Here is a 16,423-nt window from a genome sequence, read left to right as displayed (position 1 = left end):
AAAATTTTTAAACATATTAAAAAAAACAAAATGCACCCCTCCTCTGGGGTGCACCACTTTCTTTTAACAAAACCCTTAAAGTTGCCAAAGCTTTATTTTACTTCTACTTTAGCACCAGCTTCTTCTAGCTTTTTCTTGATGTTTTCTGCTTCTTCTTTAGATACACCTTGCTTAATTGGTTTTGGAGCTCCGTCCACCAAGTCCTTAGCTTCTTTGAGTCCTAAGCCTGTTAGCTCTCTAACAACCTTTATAACGTTGAGCTTATTAGCGCCAGCATCTTGTAATATCACGTCAAACTCGGTCTTTTCCTCAGCTGCTGGTGCTGCTGCAGCTCCTCCGGCTGCTGGTGCTGCTGCTACCATAGCGGCCGCTGAAACACCAAATTTTTCTTCGAGCTTTTTTACAAGCTCTGCAACTTCCAATACTGTCATGCCGCTTATAGCGTCCACGATTTCATCGATTGTAAGTGTAGCCATCTTTACAAACCTCCAAAATAAATTTTTTAAGAATTCTTAGTTTCTATAGCTTTTAAAGTAAGCACAAGCTTTTGGGGAACGGCTTTTAAAGCCATTATAAAGCCAACCACAGGGGCCTGCAATACACCCATAAGCTTAGATACAAGCACTTCCATGCTTGGTAAATTGGCAAGAGCTTCAACATCTTTAGGTGTAAGATATTTGTTACCTAACATACCAGCCTTTATAAATCTTAGTGGGTCATCTTTATCGATGCTTTTACATGTATCAAAAACAATCTTGGCAGTTTTAGCCGGGTCTTTGTATGAAAAGACAACAGCCGTTGGTCCCACAAAGACTTCTCTGTGATCATGCATTATCGTATTCTCAAAAGCCCTAAAAAATAGCGTAGTCCTACCCACCAACATCTCAGAATCTGCAGATTTAAGCTCTCTTCTTAAAGAAGTAGCCACATCCGCAGGCAATCCATTGAAGTTGAAAAACAATACAAAATTGCTCTTGGCAAGCTTTTTCTTATAGCCTTCTACCGTTTCTATCTTCTTCTGAAGCGTCTCTTTGTTCATAACTTCACCTCACTTAAGCTACAGCTTCTTGCAATTGTTTTAGCGTCGTTTGTATATCAAGTTCAACAGAAGGGCTCATTGTTAGAGATATTGCTATGTTCTTCACATATTGGCCCTTGGCGCCTGGAGGTTTAGCTCTTACCACAGCGTCTATAGCCGCATAAGCGTTTTTCATAATATCCTCTGGTTTAAAGCTTATCTTACCTATAGGCATATGAATATTACCGGTTTTATCTACTTTGAATTCTACTCTACCCTTTTTAGCTTCCTCTACAGCTGCTTTTACGTTAGGTGTCACGGTTCCGGTTTTAGGGTTTGGCATTAAACCTCTTGGCCCAAGTACCTTACCAAGCTTACCAACCTTTGGCATTATCTCTGGTGTAGCTATCACTACATCAAAATCTACCCAAGACTCTTTGAGGATTTTATTTATTATATCCTCACCGCCAGCATAATCAGCTCCGGCATTTTGAGCTTCTTTTATAGCATCGCCTTCGGCTAAAACCAACACTTTGAGCTCTCTTCCAAGACCAGCAGGCAATACTAAAGATCCTCTAACCATTTGGTCCGCATATTTAGGATCTACGCCCAACTTCATAGCGAGCTCGACAGTCTCATCAAACTTGCGTTTTAAGATATCCTCCATTTTTTTGAGAATATCTACCGCTTCAGGCAAAGTGTAAGTTTTACCTGGCATTACAATCTTAGAAGCCTCTATATACTTCTTTCCTCTTCTCATAGCGCTTACCCCTTATAACCTTCTATTTCTATACCCATGCTTCTGGCAGTACCGGCTATCGTTCTCATAACAGCATCTAGATCTTGAGTGTTCATATCTTTAGCTTTTAATTGAGCTATCTCTTTTAACTGATTTAAGGTAATCTTGCCAACCTTTTGACGTTTTGGATCAGATGAACCCTTTTGGACCTTTGCCGCCTTCTTCAGCAAGAAAGAAGTAGGCGGTGTTTTCATTATAAACGTAAAGCTTCTATCAGCATATATACTAATCACAACCGGTACAACAGTACCAGGTTCCATGTCTTTTGAAGCAGCATTAAACTGCTTCACAAATTCCATTATATTTATACCATGCTGACCTAAAGCAGGTCCAACAGGAGGAGCCGGTGTAGCTTGCCCCGCTGGAAGCATCAATTCAACTGTAGCTGTTAACTTTTTCGCCATACGCTACTCCTTATATCTTTTCTACCTGTGAAAAATCAAGCTCCACAGGTGTTAACCTTCCAAATATGCTAATAAGCACATTTAATTTTTCCCTTTCTAAGTTTACTTCCTCTATAGTACCGGTAAAACTCATAAAAGGACCTTCTATAATTCTCACTTGCTCACCTTTTTCAAATACAGCCTTCTTGGTTTTGAATCCTCTCTGAGCATGTGCCAATATTTTATTTACTTCTTCCTCTTTCAAAGGAGCTATCTTACCACCCACCAAAACTGGCTTGTAAACATGCGGTGCTTTTTCTATTGCTCTTAAAAGCCTATCGTCCATATGGGCTTTTAACAATATATAACCTGGAAACATTTTATTGTCCAAGACTATCTTTGCTTCGGTTTTATTTTCCTTGCAAGTAATTTTTTGCCCTGGTTTAGATATTTCTCCAGCCCTTATACAATCTTGGTTGCATTCTTCCCCATCTTCTGAGGGCACAACCTTTACAGTGCCTTCTTCTATTCTAAATACAGTTACACATTTCTTACCTAAAACACTTATATCTCTGTTGTTCCCTCTTAAAGATAATCTATATTTCTCTTTCCCTAGGGCTTTTATAACTACCTTTTCCTCTGCAGGCAGCACTATATCTTCTACTAAATCGTTTATCTTATCAAGTTCTATAACCTTCATAAGAGATTCTTTAGCGGTGGTCTCCTTTCCAGCTTCAACCTGCAGAGCATACCACTTCATATCAGTCATAAACTACCACCCCAAATACCAAATATAAACGATAAAATCTTCGTAAAGCTCAAATCCACAATCCATAAATAAATTCCAAAAAATAAAGAAAATATTATAACACTAACCGTCGCCCTTATGACGAGTTTTTTATCAGGCCAAGATACCTTACGTAACTCTTGCCTTACTTCTTTTAAAAAGCTTAAAATTTTATCCATCTAAAATCCCAAAACTCATCGTAAGAGCGGGGCACGGAGGAGTCGAACCCCCAACCGCGGAATTTGGAGTCCCGCGCTCTGCCAATTGAGCTAGTGCCCCTATTTTACCTCTCTATGAACTACGTGCTTGTTACACCAAGGACAATGCTTCCTTATTTCAACCCTTTGGGGATGTTTTTGCCTGTTTTTAGTAATAGAGTAATTTCTCCTCTTGCATTCAGTACAGGCCAACGTAATAATTTCTCTCATACTTTCTTCCTCACTCTATAATCTTGGTGACAACACCAGCACCTACTGTTCTACCACCTTCTCTTATGGCAAATCTAAGACCTTCTTCCATAGCCACTGGATGTATTAGCTCTACTTCAAGCTCTACGTTATCACCGGGCATTACCATTTCTTGACCTTCTGGAAGTTTTACCACTGTACCTGTTACGTCAGCGGTTCTTATGTAGAATTGTGGTCTGTAGTTTAGGAAGAATGGAGTGTGTCTACCACCTTCTTCTTTAGAGAGTACGTATACTTGAGCTTTAAATCTTTTGTGTGGGGTTATAGAACCTGGTTTTGCTAATACTTGACCTCTTTCTACTTGGTCTTTGCCTACACCTCTTAACAGCACACCTACGTTGTCACCTGGCAATGCTTCATCGAGGATTTTTCTAAACATTTCTATAGATGTGGCTGTGGTTTTTAGGGATTCTTCTTTTAGACCTACTATTTCTACTTCTTCACCTGGTTTTAGTACACCTCTTTCCACTCTACCTGTTACAACGGTACCTCTACCAGAGATGGTAAAGACGTCTTCTATTGGCATTAGGAATGGTTTATCGATTTCTCTTTGAGGAGATGGTATGTATTCATCTAGGGCTTTCATGAGATCTACTATTGCATTGCACCATTTGTCTGGTTTGCCTTTGTCTAGTTCTTCAAGGGCTCCTAAAGCAGAACCTCTTATAATTGGCACATCATCACCTGGAAATTCGTACTTGTTTAGTAGGTCTCTTACTTCTAACTCTACTAGATCTAATAGCTCTGGGTCATCTACCATGTCACATTTGTTCATAAATACCACTATGTAAGGAACGTTAACTTGTCTTGCTAACAAAACGTGTTCTCTGGTTTGGGGCATTGGACCATCTGCTGCTGATACAACAAGTATTGCACCATCCATTTGAGCGGCACCTGTAATCATGTTCTTTATGTAGTCTGCGTGTCCAGGACAGTCAACGTGAGCGTAGTGCCTTTTTGGTGTTTCGTATTCAACGTGAGTTATGTTGATGGTAATACCTCTTTCTTTCTCTTCAGGTGCTTTGTCTATTTCTTCATAACGGTAGCATTTTGCCTTACCACCTGGTAATACACCAGCAGCTAACACACAGGTTATAGCAGATGTTAAGGTAGATTTACCATGGTCAACGTGACCTATGGTACCTACGTTAATGTGCTCTTTCTCTCTAACAAACTTTTCCTTTGCCATAAAACGCTAAACCCCCAAAAAAATTTTTAAAAGCCCTAGACCGGACTTGAACCGGCGACCTCACCCTTACCAAGGGTGTGCTCTACCGACTGAGCTACCAGGGCTAAAAACAAAACTAAAAACAAAAGCGGACGACGGGACTCGAACCCGCAGCCTGCTGCTTGGAAGGCAGCTGCTCTACCATTGAGCTACATCCGCTAAAATGGTGGAGAGAGCAGGATTCGAACCTGCGAAGGGCGAAGCCCGAGGGATTTACAGTCCCTTGCCGTTGGCCGCTTGGCTATCTCTCCTACCTACTAAATATTACATTATAACATTTTTTAAAAAAAATTTCAAGTTTTGTAGCTTTTAAAAGCTCCAAAAAATGTAGTCTTATATTATATCACAAATTATGGTAAAATGTAAATATTGGAGAATAGTTAAAAGATGAGAGTAAGACCTATTATAAACAGCTTTGATTTACAAAAAAGGGTTATAGAACTATCAAAGGCTATAGAAAAAGACTACGAAGAGGTTTATATAGTGGGGCTTTTAAACGGCGCATTTATGTTTGTAAGTGATTTATCAAGACATATACAAAAAAATGTGTTTGTTGATTTTATGAAAGTAAGCTCATACGTAGGAGATAAATCCTCAAATCTTAACATATTGTGCGATATTAGTTTGGATATAAAAGACAAAGATGTAGTCTTAGTAGACGATATATTGGACACTGGTAAAACGTTAAGCAAGGTAAAAGAGCTAATCTTATCAAAACATCCCAAAAGCCTCAAAATATGCGTGCTTCTTGATAAACCTTCCAAAAGAGAAGTAGATGTAAAGGCAGATTACGTAGGCTTTGAAATAGAAGATAAGTTTGTGGTAGGATACGGCCTTGATTACAACGGCTTTGGAAGAAACTTAGACTTTATAGCTCAGATAGAAATATAGATGATAGAGGCTATATTTAAAAACCTATGCCCAAACTGTGGAGGCGATATATCCTCTTATAGACTCGCAAAAGGTCTTCCTTGCGAAAAATGTTTAGAAGAAGAAAGCGAAAACGTATGCGATGTGTTGAAAGAGGGTCTTTTAAAAGAGCGTTGCGATATAGAAAAAGAGTTAAACTCATGGGAAGAGTATTTCTATAAATATACCAATTTAAAACCGTGGGCCCTTCAAAAAACCTGGGCAAAAAGGGTATTTTTAAAGGAATCTTTTTCTCTTATAGCCCCCACCGGCATAGGAAAATCATCCTTTGGTATATCTTTAGCGGCTTTTTTATCCACAAGAAATAAAAAGTCCTACGTATTGGTGCCAACAAAGCTCTTATTAAAACAAACCTTTGATAGGCTTTTGTCTTTTGGGGTTAAAGAAGAAGACATATTAATTTTTGGACTAGATGCAAAAAAAGATAAATCTTTACTAAAAGCTCAAAATTACAAAATACTAATCACCACAAACATGTTTTTATACAAAAATGAGGAGCTTATACCAAGGGATTTTGATTTTATATTCGTAGATGATATAGACTCATTTTTAAAAACTGCAAAGAATATAGATAAACTTCTATACATAATGGGTTTTGAAAAAGATATCATCGATAAAACTTTTGAGCTTTTAAAGTTAAAGTCTTTTTTTAGGAAAAATGAAACAAAACTAAAAGCTATTTCCCAGGAGATAAACGACTATCTTAGCACCCAAGAACAAAAAACAGTATTGGTATTGGCTTCTGCTACATCTAAACCAAAATCAAAACGAGTGTTAGTCTTCAAAGAACTCCTGGGATTTGAACTATCCACCCCTACTTACTATCTTAGAAATATAACAGATACCTTTGATGAACCACCAAGCTACAAGCTTGATTATAAAACCCTCATAAAATACATAAATACCTTTGGCAAAGGTGGGCTTGTATTCGTATCTGCAGAAAAAGGAAAAGATACCATAAAAGAAATAATAGAAACCTTAAACAAAAACCACATAAAGGCAATATCCTACGAAGATATAAAAGAGGATGATATAAAAGCCTACGAGAACGGCGATATAGATGTTTTGGTAGGTATAGCATCTTATAGAAATCCGCTGGCAAGAGGGATAGATCTTCCGCATGTTATAAGGTATGCTGTATTTTACGGAGTTCCAAAAATTGAAATACCCCTTAGTCTTGATGCGAAAATAAACCATCTTGTGATGGCGCTTTTATCTATAAAAAATATTTTTATAAACACAGAACACTATCAAACAATATCAGAGCTTATAGAACAGCTAAACAGATACAGGTATGTTAAAGAAGAAAACGACGTTGTAAAAAACTTGAAACAAAAGGCTAAAGAGTTTTTCAGTCAAAGAGATATCATAGAAAAAATAGAAAATTCAAAAGATATAACCCTCAAAAAACAAAATGACAAATATTATATACTGATTCCAGACATAAATGGATATATTCAAGCAAGCGGTAGAACATCAAGGCTTTACGCTGGTGGAATAAGCAAAGGTCTTTCAGTGGTATTGGTAGATGATAAAGCGACTTTTGAATCTTTGAAGAAAAAACTTCTATGGCTTGGAGATATCAAATTTGAAAATATAAAAGATGTTGATATACAAAGCATATTAAAAGCTATAGACCAAGACAGAGAAAATTTAAGAGCTTTTATAAAAAAAGAAAAGGTACTAGATCAAAAAGATGTAATAAAGCCTACTTTGGTAATAGTGGAGTCCCCCACAAAAGCAAAAACAATATCTTCATTTTTTGGAAAGCCAGCTAGAAGAACCTTAAACAACGTAGCCTTTATGGAGTTTTCTACAGACAAAAACTATATAATAATAACAGCTTCCATAGGACACATTTTAGACGTTACTAAAAACGAAGGTTTTGACGGTGTTTTGGTAACAGATGATCACATAATACCAATATATGAAACCATAGAAGGTAAAGATAATATAGTTAAAAGCTTAAGACTAGCAGGTATCGAAATAGAAAAAATACTAATAGCCACCGACCCTGATACAGAAGGTGAAAAAATAGCTTGGGACTTGAAAGAGATATTATCGGCTTTTTGCAAAGATATAAAACGAATGGAATTTCACGAAGTTACAAAAAAAGCCATTGCAAACGCAATAGAAAACCCAAGAGATATAAAAGAGCCTCTTGTAAAAGCCCAAGTATTAAGAAGAGTAGCAGATAGATGGGTGGGTTTTGAATATTCAAAGCTGATACAAAAGCACTTTGGCAAAAATTGGCTTTCCGCCGGCAGAGTGCAAACCCCTGTGCTTGGATGGATCATAGAAAGATACAACTTGCATAAAGTAAAAATTTTTAGACTTTCTTTAAAAACTCAAGACATAAGAATAGATTTTGATATTGAAGACAAAACAAAGGCAAAAACCTATTACGAAAACGTGAGATATATAACTATAAAAACTATAAAAGAAGAAGAGCGTTTTCTAGAGCCATCTGCACCTTATACCACAGATACACTTTTAAAAGATGCTTCTGAGAAACTGAAACTCTCTGTAAAAGAAACAATGGAACTTGCTCAGGAACTTTTTGAAATGGGATATATAACATATCATAGAACCGACTCTACCCACGTATCAGAAGTAGGAATTTCAATAGCAAAAAGCTTTATAGAAGAAAAGCTTGGAAAGGAATATTTTAAACCAAGAACTTGGGGAAAAGAGGGAACCCACGAATGCATAAGACCTACCAAAAGTATGGCCCCAGAGGATATAGAAGCTTTTTCGATCAACCAAGATTACGGCTATCAAAGTTTCTTTACACAGCAGATTACAAAAAAGCACATAAGACTTTACCAACTTATATTCAACAGATTTATGGCGTCTCAAACAAGACAAGTAAAAGTACTACAAAAAACCCTATTAGTATCTGCAAATACAGATAAATCGTGGCAGACTTGTGAACCGTGGCAGACTTGTGATGCGTGGCATAATTGTGAACCGTGGCAGACTTGTGAACCGTGGTATACTTGTCTTGAAAAAAAATTGGAAATTGTTGACAAAATTTTAGAAGATGGTTGGAACATATTTATACCAATAAATACAACACAAATAAGAAAAAACAACGGCAATACTGCTAATACTTTTGAAATTGAAGAAAAAGAACTAAGAGCCATACCTAAAATGCCACTATACACACAAGGAGAACTAGTTAAAGAAATGAAAGAAAAGGGAATAGGAAGACCATCCACATACTCTATAATAATTTCTAGGCTTTTAGAAAGAAAGTACGTAATAGAGAAAAAATCAAGGCTTATACCCACTAAGCTAGGTATAGAAGTATATAACTTCCTAAAGCAAAGCAAAGAGCTTTCTTATTTGGTATCTGAAGAATTTACCAGAGAACTAGAACAAAAAATGGATATAATAAGCGAGAAAGAGGAAGAAGATTATGAAAAGGTGCTCAAAACACTATACGACCATCTTAAATTTAATATAATTTATTAATATATGCCGGATATAGAGAGGAACTTAAGGTTTTTAAAATTTTTACAAAATGAAGGGCTCATAGATGACAATACGGTAAAAGAGTTAAAAGACCTCGATATAGACATAGTAAGTTATCTTGTAGAAACTAAAAAAATAACTGAGCAAGATCTTCTTAACGCGTATTCAAAAATGTTTAAACTTGTAGATAAAGATGGTAGTGTAGTAAATATAGATAAAATAGATAAAAATCTTTTAAACTTATTTCCTCAAGATTTTATAGTAAAAAATAAAATAATACCTATTTCTATGTCTGATAATAGCGTTACAGTTGCTACATACATGCCATATATAGATGAAAATCAAATAAAGTACATTACCAAAAAGCCAAATGTAATAACCTGGTATACAACGCCGTCAAAAATAAAAAATATTATAGAGAATCTCTTTCATTCTGGATCTATAGACTTAAACGCAGAAGAAGTATATATAGAAGCACAACAAGAATACAATATCAATATAGAAAAATTAGTAGAACAATCAAGCGAAAGTGCAATTGTAAAGTTGGCTGATTCTATACTCTATAGAGCTGTTAAAGACGGTGCTTCTGATATACATATAGAGCCTCAGGAAAAAGAAATTGTTCTAAGATTTAGAATAGATGGAATGCTAAAAAAAATAGACACTTACCCAACAAATATAAAAGACCCGCTCGTATCTAGGTTTAAAATATTGGCAAACCTTGATATATCAGAAAGGAGAAAGCCCCAAGACGGAATCATAAAAATAAGGATATCAAACAAAAAGGTGCAACTAAGAGTATCAACGCTTCCTACAATATTTGGTGAAAAATTAGTCATGAGAGTGCAGTTTCCCGATGAGTTTTCAGCTTTAAAACTAGAAACGCTTGGATTTGAAGAAGATGAAGTGAAAAAACTAAAGCAAACTTACACTAAACCTTATGGGATAATACTAGTGGTAGGACCCACAGGTAGCGGAAAAACTACAACGCTTTATTCAATACTACAAGACTTAAACAAAGAAGATGTAAACATAGTAACCGCCGAAGACCCCGTAGAAATAAATATACCAGGGCTTAATCAAGTTCAAATAGATGAAAAAGTAGGAAGGACTTTTGAAGCGGTTTTAAGATCGTTTTTGAGGCAAGACCCAGATATTATGCTTGTAGGTGAAATAAGAGATGCCATAACAGCTGAAATAGCTATAAAATCCTCTCTTACTGGGCACTTAGTCTTATCAACGCTTCATGTAAACGATGCACCAAGCACAGTGGCGAGGCTTATAGATATGGGAATAGAACCATTTTTAATATCATCTTCACTTTTGGCAGTATCTGCTCAAAGGCTTGTTAGAAAGTTATGTCCACACTGCAAAATACCATATGAGCCCACAAAAGAAGAAAGAGAATATTATGGCATCACTGCTGATGTAATATATAAACCAAACAAACAAGGTTGTGAATACTGCAACCACTTAGGTTATAAAGGAAGAACTGTAATAGCAGAACTAATGTTTGCAGATAACGAAATAAGAGAGGCTATAAACCAAAGAAAAACCACAGAAGAAATAAGAGAAATAGCTATTAAAAAAGGTATGAAAACCTTGTTTCAGTCTGGTATAATAAAAGTAAACAAAGGAATTACATCTTTAGAAGAGGTGTTAAGAGTGTCTATACAAGATTAAGATAAGGAGGAGCTTATGCAGCTTGACATAGGAACGTTAACGGAGATACTTGTAAAAAATAGAGGAAGCGATATCCATATAGTAGCAGGCTCTAAACCTGCCATAAGAGTGGATGGCAAAATAAGGTTTTTAGAAGAATACGATACATTAACACCTGACGATACGCAAATGCTGGCATACGGCATTATGCTTGAAAAATATAAAAAAGTATTTGAAGAAAAAAATGCGGTAGATTTTTCTATCGGAATACACAGTTTAGGCAGATTTCGTGTAAACGTGTTTAGACAAAGAGACTCCATAAGCATGGTTTTAAGATACTTATCCAGCGATATAAAAGATATTACAAAATTAGGATTAGAAGCAAAGGTATTAGAGCTTACAAAAAGGAGTATGGGACTTGTTTTAGTAACAGGTCCAACCGGCAGTGGTAAATCAACGACCTTAGCATCGATGATACAATATATACTTGACAACGAACCAGCACATGTTATAACAGTGGAAGACCCCATAGAATACCTTTTCAAACACAGCAAAGGCATAGTAAACCAACGCGAGTTAGGGCAAGACGTGCCAAGTTTTTCCGATGCTTTAAGAAGCGCTTTAAGAGAAGACCCAGACGTAATATTAATAGGTGAAATGAGAGATAGAGAAACTATAGAAATGGCTTTAAGAGCAGCTGAAACCGGACACTTGGTATTTGGAACGCTTCATACAAATACAGCTATATCCACTATAAACAGAATTGTAGATGTATTTAGCGCTGAAGAAAAGGATCAAATAAGGACGCAGCTCTCTATCTCTTTACAAGGTATCATATCTCAAAGGCTTTTGCCTAAAATAGGCGGGGGCAGAGTGTTAGCTTACGAGCTTTTAATACCAAACGCAGGTATAAGAAACTTAATAAAAGAAAATAAGCTACCACAAATTTATGCATTGATGCAATCAGGTCAAGCTCAAACAGGTATGCAAACTATGAACCAACACTTAAGAAAACTATACGGTATGGGGCTTATAACAAAAGAAGATGCTCTAAAATACAGTCCAGATCCAAAAGAATTGGCAAGGTTAATGGGTGTAGCTTACGAAGAGATATAAAGCGGTAGAATCGCGTTTCAAAGCTAATGAATATGACAGGCGCTCAAAAGCTCAGAGAACGGCCGTTAGCACACTAGAGCGGTAGCGCCCGCATTTCAAAGCTAAAGAACAGGCAAAGGCGCTCAAAAGCTCAGAGAACGGCCTTTAGCACACTAGAGCGCTATTAGCACATTTCGACTCTAAGGAACATTCACAGCCTGTTAATAGTTCAGAGAACGGCCGTTGGCACACTAGAGCGATAGAATCGCATTTCAATTCTAAAGACCAGGCATAGCCACTTCCTTGCTCTGAGAACGGCTTACAGCACACTATTCCCTTTTTTCTATGCTTTCTTCCAAAGATAGATCGTCCACATACTCTATTAGAGTGCCAAATTGAATAGCTGTGGCTATGCGGGTTATCTTTACATTGTATTGTTTTAATACTTTTATAAGATAATTGGCGGTAGCTTCGCCTTCAGGGTTTGGATTTGTAGCTATTATTATCTCCTTCGGATTGTATTTTCTTATTCTTTCTTTTAAAAGCTCTATACTCAAATCTTCTGGTGCTATACCCTCCAGTGGACTTATACGACCACCTAAAATGTGATAAACACCTTTAAAACGCTCCAATTTTTCTATTTTGTAGGCATCTTGAGACTCTTCTACTACAGCTATATACTTTTTGCTTCTTTTTGGATTAGAACATATAGCACATATCTCTTGGTCTGTAAGTATGTTACACTCTTTACATGTAGTTATAGAAAAAAGATTTTCTAAGCTCTTTACAACATCTTCTTTTTTGATTTTATCAAGCTTTAAAAAGCCATATACAAACCTTGAAGCGTTTTTCTCACCATACCCAGGTATATGTTTTATGTCTTCCAAAGCTTTTAAGAGGCTTCTTGGTATAAAGTCTTCAAAGGCCAAAAGGAAGACTCCCTAACAATCTATCCTTCATAGCTTTAGTAAGGTTCTCTTTTACCATGTCCTGGTATTCTTCTATTAGGCTTTTAAGATCATCCTTAAATTCTGCTATAGGTTTTGAAGACACATCTTCTGATATACTAAAATCCTTTATATTGCCAAGACCGTCAAATTTTATGGTAATACCCGCTCTTTCTAACATATGCTCTTTAGAAGCAAGCTCAGTTTTTAGTTTTTCATACTCTAGCTCTAAGCTTTTAAGCTGTTTCATCATGCCTATTATATCCATAGGTAAAGATTATATCACAAAAATTTATAAAATTTGCACAATGCTTAGTTATAATAATACTAAGGAGGTGTACTCTTTATGGAAAGATTTAGCTTTTGGGCTTTTGTAATAGCTCCTATATTTATTCCAATAGTGTTTGGGTTTATATACGTATTTACTAAAATGGAATGATATATATAAAAGCTTTGATAGTCATATTGGCAATTATGTTTTTACTGGTAGGATTTTTTATCTTTAGCCTATATAAAGAAAAATAGCTTATCATCTTAAGTTGTCTTGTAGTATAATTAAGTCATGTATATGTTTTATAAAATAAAAAAGTTTATAGCTACCTCTATAACGCATAAACTTATATTTAGATTGCTCTTACTTATAATATCAATAGTTATTATAACGGAGGGAATATTTGCCATTTCTTTTAGAGAACAAGGAATAAGATATGCCTTGTCAAAAGCCAATACTGTGGCCGGTATTGTAAGAGACGGACTAACATCTTTGATGGTAATGGGCGTTATAAAAGATAGGGAGTCTTATATTAAAAGGCTTGAGCGAGTAAAAGGTGTAACAAACATACATATAGTAAGGGGAGAAGCTGTAGATAAACAGTTTGGTCCAGGGCTTCCGACAGAACAACCAATAGACAACTTAGAAAAACTTGTGCTTTTAACAGGAAAGCCTATTTACAAAATATATGAAACCCCATCAAAAGTGCTTGTTAGAGACATAATACCCTATAAAGCATCAAATAAAGGCATAGTAAATTGCCTTCAGTGCCACGAGGTCCAAAACGGCCAGGTATTAGGCGCAATAGATATAACACTTGACGTAACAGACATAAGGTATAAAGCATTTTTAGTAATGTTAACTACGCTGTTAATTTTTGTTGGGCTTTTTGGTGCGTTATCTTACTCTATATTTAGATTCTCAAAACCATATATAGATATGTTTAATAAACTTATAAAAAGCTTCGGCTTACTACAAGAAGGGAGATTTGAAGAAGCTAAAATAAGAGATAGCAGCGTATTAGAAAATAACGAAATGATAGACGAGGCTGGCAAAGTGGTTATATCTTTCAATAAGATGATCGATATACTGCATAACGCTTTAAACAGTATACATCAAAAAGCTTTCACTCTAATAGGATACGATGTTATGGATTCCGGCAACACCATAAAAGATACAGATAAAATAGTAACAGAACTAGAAAATATATATAAATTCAAAAAAACCATAGAAAAAGATGGCTCTAAAGAAGATATATACGAAAGACTACGCCTAATACTAGAACACTACATGTCTTTGGATAAGTTTAGCCTATACGAAATAAACTACGATAAAATGAAGCTAATATTTGTAAATGGCACCGACAAACTCTGGTGCAAGGATGATATTCTAAAGGACAACAGCTGTTGCAGAGCCTATAGAACCGGTGCAGATGTGGATAGCGATGAATTTCCAAACGTATGCAAATGCTTTATAAAAGAGTATAACGAATTTCAAAAACAAGAAGATTCTTTGGAATATTACTGTATCCCAATATATCTAAACGGACACGTGCACAACGTATTGCAAATTGTATACGAACACTATATGAAAGATTTTGTAAATATGATGATACCTTATATAAAAGGCTATCTAGATGAAGCTATACCTGTTATGGAGTCTAAGCTTTTAATGGAGAAACTAAAAGAGCAATCTATAAAAGATCAATTAACAGGATTCTACAATAGAAGATATATAGAAGAAGCCATAGACCCTATATTAAATAACGCCAAAAGAAAAGGAGAGACTATAGGTATATTAATATTAGACATTGATCATTTCAAAGAGGTAAACGATACATATGGTCATGATGCTGGAGATTTAGTATTAAAATCTGTTGCTCAAGCTATCAAAGAGTCCATAAGAGAATCGGATATACCCATAAGGTTTGGTGGTGAGGAGTTTTTAGTGCTTTTAACAAACATAAAACCAGGAGAGAGCGAAAACATTGCAGAAAAAATAAGAAAAAATGTAGAGAACAAAGTCATATCTTTACCAAATAAAACTACACTGAAAAAGACAATAAGCATAGGTGTTTCAGAGATACCAACGGATACTGATAGATTCTGGCAGGCTGTTAAGTTTGCAGACGTCGCTCTTTATAAGGCAAAAGAATCTGGCAGAAACAAAGTGGTTAGATATCAAAAAGATATGTGGCAAGAAGATGAATATTAAGATAAAATATAACAGTTTATATGGCTATAAACCCTAAAAAAGTAGAATTTGAAATATCAAGAATTATAAAAGGCAAAGAAAACGTTATAAGATATGTATTGGCTGCTTTCTTTGCTGGCGGGCATATTCTTATAGAAGATGTACCCGGTGTTGGTAAAACTACGTTGGCTATATCTATGGCAAAAGCTATGTCTTTGGCTTTTAATAGAATACAATTTACATCAGATTTGATGCCTTCGGATATATTGGGCATATACATATACGACGAAAAGAAAAAAGATTTTATATTTAGACCTGGTCCTATCTTTAGCAACATAATACTTGCGGATGAGATAAATAGGGCTCCACCAAAAACTCAAAGCGCTTTACTAGAAGCCATGGCAGAAAAAACCGTTAGCATAGAGGGTAAAACTCACAAGTTAGAAGACGTCTTTTGTGTAATAGCCACTCAAAATCCAATGGACAACTATGGCACGTTTGCATTGCCAGAATCAGAATTGGATAGGTTTATGATAAAAATATCTATGGGATATCCCTCCTACGATGTAGAAAAATTGATGATTTTGAACGGGGACCCTTCAGAAAGGTTAGTAGATATACAATCTGTACTTACAAAACAAGATGTTTTAGATATTATGAAACATGTAAAGCATATACACGTATCAGAGGATGTGGCAGACGTACTTATGTTTATAGTGCAAAAAACAAGAAAACACAAAGATGTATACGTAGGTGTGTCTCCAAGGGGTACTTTGCAAATGATAAATCTGGCCAAATCTTATGCCTTCTTGATGGATAGAGATTTTGTAACACCTTTTGATATAATAGAGTTAGCTCCAATAGCTCTTCCACATAGAATATTGACAGACGATACCACTCAAAAGAAAAATTCTATTATAATAGAAGAGATAGTAAAAGAGGTTAAGCTATGAAAATGTTTTATGGGGTATTGTTTTTTCTTATAGTAGCTTTGTTAGCCTACATCACGTGGTTAAATAAAGATAGCTTATTTTCTCTAAAGTTAAGCCCTGCAATAGATGGGTATTACTACCATACTATCTATTATCCTATTGGAGTGTGGCTTACTGGCGCTCTTGTGATAGGTTTTATAATAGGATATATTTTGGGGCTTTTAAAAAAATAGA

17 protein-coding genes and 4 tRNA genes are annotated in these 16,423 nt (G+C 35.7%); 7 read left to right on the top strand and 14 right to left on the bottom strand.

The features are described from left to right. Positions 1 to 92: 92 nt before the first annotated feature. The 12 genes from rplL to HYD3684_RS01260 form a co-directional block, all read right to left on the bottom strand. The gene (rplL, locus tag HYD3684_RS01310) at positions 93 to 476 is read right to left on the bottom strand and encodes a 50S ribosomal protein L7/L12 (protein WP_015418894.1); all 384 of its coding nucleotides are present in this window, start codon (positions 474 to 476) and stop codon (positions 93 to 95) included. A gap of 26 nt (positions 477 to 502) precedes the next feature. Continuing rightward, a complete protein-coding gene (gene rplJ, locus HYD3684_RS01305) occupies positions 503 to 1,039 on the bottom strand; it encodes a 50S ribosomal protein L10 (RefSeq protein ID WP_015418893.1) in 537 nt (178 codons plus the stop codon). 13 nt (positions 1,040 to 1,052) lie between these two features. Next, positions 1,053 to 1,778, bottom strand: a complete 726-nt coding sequence (rplA, locus tag HYD3684_RS01300; RefSeq protein WP_015418892.1) for a 50S ribosomal protein L1 — start codon at positions 1,776 to 1,778, stop codon at positions 1,053 to 1,055. 5 nt (positions 1,779 to 1,783) lie between these two features. Continuing rightward, positions 1,784 to 2,221, bottom strand: a complete 438-nt coding sequence (rplK, locus tag HYD3684_RS01295) for a 50S ribosomal protein L11 (protein WP_015418891.1) — start codon at positions 2,219 to 2,221, stop codon at positions 1,784 to 1,786. Between the two features lie 10 nt (positions 2,222 to 2,231). After that, positions 2,232 to 2,969 carry a transcription termination/antitermination protein NusG gene (gene nusG, locus HYD3684_RS01290; RefSeq protein ID WP_015418890.1) on the bottom strand — a complete coding sequence of 246 codons (738 nt, stop codon included), beginning with the start codon at positions 2,967 to 2,969 and terminating at the stop codon, positions 2,232 to 2,234. Further along, positions 2,966 to 3,166 (bottom strand): preprotein translocase subunit SecE, encoded by a 201-nt coding sequence (gene secE, locus HYD3684_RS01285; protein WP_015418889.1) that lies wholly within the window; start codon positions 3,164 to 3,166, stop codon positions 2,966 to 2,968. The genes nusG and secE overlap by 4 nt, the downstream gene beginning before the upstream one ends. A 27-nt stretch (positions 3,167 to 3,193) precedes the next feature. Further along, positions 3,194 to 3,266: transfer RNA gene (locus HYD3684_RS01280), tRNA-Trp, on the bottom strand. After that, the gene (gene rpmG, locus HYD3684_RS08250; RefSeq protein WP_012513298.1) at positions 3,266 to 3,415 is read right to left on the bottom strand and encodes a 50S ribosomal protein L33; all 150 of its coding nucleotides are present in this window, start codon (positions 3,413 to 3,415) and stop codon (positions 3,266 to 3,268) included. Before rpmG ends, HYD3684_RS01280 begins: the two co-directional genes overlap by 1 nt. A 10-nt stretch (positions 3,416 to 3,425) precedes the next feature. After that, the gene (gene tuf, locus HYD3684_RS01275; protein ID WP_015418888.1) at positions 3,426 to 4,643 is read right to left on the bottom strand and encodes an elongation factor Tu; all 1,218 of its coding nucleotides are present in this window, start codon (positions 4,641 to 4,643) and stop codon (positions 3,426 to 3,428) included. 31 nt (positions 4,644 to 4,674) lie between these two features. After that, positions 4,675 to 4,747, bottom strand: a tRNA-Thr gene (locus tag HYD3684_RS01270). Between the two features lie 22 nt (positions 4,748 to 4,769). Continuing rightward, a tRNA-Gly gene (locus HYD3684_RS01265) sits at positions 4,770 to 4,841 on the bottom strand. A 5-nt stretch (positions 4,842 to 4,846) separates the two neighbouring features. After that, positions 4,847 to 4,933 (bottom strand) — tRNA-Tyr (locus HYD3684_RS01260). 136 nt (positions 4,934 to 5,069) lie between these two features. Between HYD3684_RS01260 and hpt the strand changes: the two genes are divergently transcribed. From hpt to HYD3684_RS01240, 4 genes are read left to right on the top strand one after another with little or no spacing between them, the layout of a single operon-like run. Next, positions 5,070 to 5,573: a hypoxanthine phosphoribosyltransferase gene (hpt, locus tag HYD3684_RS01255; RefSeq protein WP_015418887.1), complete on the top strand. Its 504-nt coding sequence runs from the start codon at positions 5,070 to 5,072 to the stop codon at positions 5,571 to 5,573. Further along, on the top strand, positions 5,574 to 9,089 hold the full coding sequence (gene rgy, locus HYD3684_RS01250) for a reverse gyrase (protein WP_015418886.1): 3,516 nt from the start codon (positions 5,574 to 5,576) through the stop codon (positions 9,087 to 9,089). A 3-nt stretch (positions 9,090 to 9,092) separates the two neighbouring features. After that, a complete protein-coding gene (locus tag HYD3684_RS01245) occupies positions 9,093 to 10,772 on the top strand; it encodes a GspE/PulE family protein (protein WP_015418885.1) in 1,680 nt (559 codons plus the stop codon). A 15-nt stretch (positions 10,773 to 10,787) separates the two neighbouring features. Next, positions 10,788 to 11,867, top strand: a complete 1,080-nt coding sequence (locus HYD3684_RS01240; protein WP_015418884.1) for a type IV pilus twitching motility protein PilT — start codon at positions 10,788 to 10,790, stop codon at positions 11,865 to 11,867. Between the two features lie 308 nt (positions 11,868 to 12,175). Here HYD3684_RS01240 and recR read toward each other — a convergent pair whose 3' ends face one another. Both recR and HYD3684_RS01230 read right to left on the bottom strand, forming a co-directional pair. Further along, positions 12,176 to 12,775: a recombination mediator RecR gene (gene recR, locus HYD3684_RS01235; RefSeq protein WP_015418883.1), complete on the bottom strand. Its 600-nt coding sequence runs from the start codon at positions 12,773 to 12,775 to the stop codon at positions 12,176 to 12,178. Next, positions 12,765 to 13,061: a hypothetical protein gene (locus HYD3684_RS01230; protein ID WP_237698614.1), complete on the bottom strand. Its 297-nt coding sequence runs from the start codon at positions 13,059 to 13,061 to the stop codon at positions 12,765 to 12,767. The genes recR and HYD3684_RS01230 overlap by 11 nt, the downstream gene beginning before the upstream one ends. A 294-nt stretch (positions 13,062 to 13,355) precedes the next feature. Between HYD3684_RS01230 and HYD3684_RS01225 the strand changes: the two genes are divergently transcribed. From HYD3684_RS01225 to HYD3684_RS01215, 3 genes are read left to right on the top strand one after another with little or no spacing between them, the layout of a single operon-like run. Next, a complete protein-coding gene (locus HYD3684_RS01225) occupies positions 13,356 to 15,278 on the top strand; it encodes a GGDEF domain-containing protein (protein WP_015418880.1) in 1,923 nt (640 codons plus the stop codon). 20 nt (positions 15,279 to 15,298) lie between these two features. Beyond that, positions 15,299 to 16,210, top strand: a complete 912-nt coding sequence (locus HYD3684_RS01220; protein WP_015418879.1) for a MoxR family ATPase — start codon at positions 15,299 to 15,301, stop codon at positions 16,208 to 16,210. After that, a complete protein-coding gene (locus HYD3684_RS01215; protein WP_015418878.1) occupies positions 16,207 to 16,422 on the top strand; it encodes a hypothetical protein in 216 nt (71 codons plus the stop codon). Before HYD3684_RS01220 ends, HYD3684_RS01215 begins: the two co-directional genes overlap by 4 nt. Position 16,423 lies beyond the last annotated feature (1 nt).

The sequence above is a fragment of the Hydrogenobaculum sp. 3684 genome (assembly GCF_000213785.1).
Classification (GTDB): Bacteria; Aquificota; Aquificia; order Aquificales; family Aquificaceae; genus Hydrogenobaculum.
Note: the sequence above shows the minus strand (reverse complement) of the source record. Positions and strands in the feature narration are given on the sequence as shown.

Coding starts and splice junctions, on each gene's coding strand:
- secE (WP_015418889.1), bottom strand. CDS start 3,166: ATGGATAAAATTTTAAGCTTTTTAAAAGAAGTAAGGCAAGAGTTACGT.
- HYD3684_RS01245 (WP_015418885.1), top strand. CDS start 9,093: ATGCCGGATATAGAGAGGAACTTAAGGTTTTTAAAATTTTTACAAAAT.
- rgy (WP_015418886.1), top strand. CDS start 5,574: ATGATAGAGGCTATATTTAAAAACCTATGCCCAAACTGTGGAGGCGAT.
- rplL (WP_015418894.1), bottom strand. CDS start 476: ATGGCTACACTTACAATCGATGAAATCGTGGACGCTATAAGCGGCATG.
- tuf (WP_015418888.1), bottom strand. CDS start 4,643: ATGGCAAAGGAAAAGTTTGTTAGAGAGAAAGAGCACATTAACGTAGGT.
- HYD3684_RS01215 (WP_015418878.1), top strand. CDS start 16,207: ATGAAAATGTTTTATGGGGTATTGTTTTTTCTTATAGTAGCTTTGTTA.
- HYD3684_RS01225 (WP_015418880.1), top strand. CDS start 13,356: ATGTATATGTTTTATAAAATAAAAAAGTTTATAGCTACCTCTATAACG.
- HYD3684_RS01220 (WP_015418879.1), top strand. CDS start 15,299: ATGGCTATAAACCCTAAAAAAGTAGAATTTGAAATATCAAGAATTATA.
- HYD3684_RS01240 (WP_015418884.1), top strand. CDS start 10,788: ATGCAGCTTGACATAGGAACGTTAACGGAGATACTTGTAAAAAATAGA.
- rplJ (WP_015418893.1), bottom strand. CDS start 1,039: ATGAACAAAGAGACGCTTCAGAAGAAGATAGAAACGGTAGAAGGCTAT.
- nusG (WP_015418890.1), bottom strand. CDS start 2,969: ATGACTGATATGAAGTGGTATGCTCTGCAGGTTGAAGCTGGAAAGGAG.
- hpt (WP_015418887.1), top strand. CDS start 5,070: ATGAGAGTAAGACCTATTATAAACAGCTTTGATTTACAAAAAAGGGTT.
- rplA (WP_015418892.1), bottom strand. CDS start 1,778: ATGAGAAGAGGAAAGAAGTATATAGAGGCTTCTAAGATTGTAATGCCA.
- rplK (WP_015418891.1), bottom strand. CDS start 2,221: ATGGCGAAAAAGTTAACAGCTACAGTTGAATTGATGCTTCCAGCGGGG.
- HYD3684_RS01230 (WP_237698614.1), bottom strand. CDS start 13,061: ATGGATATAATAGGCATGATGAAACAGCTTAAAAGCTTAGAGCTAGAG.
- rpmG (WP_012513298.1), bottom strand. CDS start 3,415: ATGAGAGAAATTATTACGTTGGCCTGTACTGAATGCAAGAGGAGAAAT.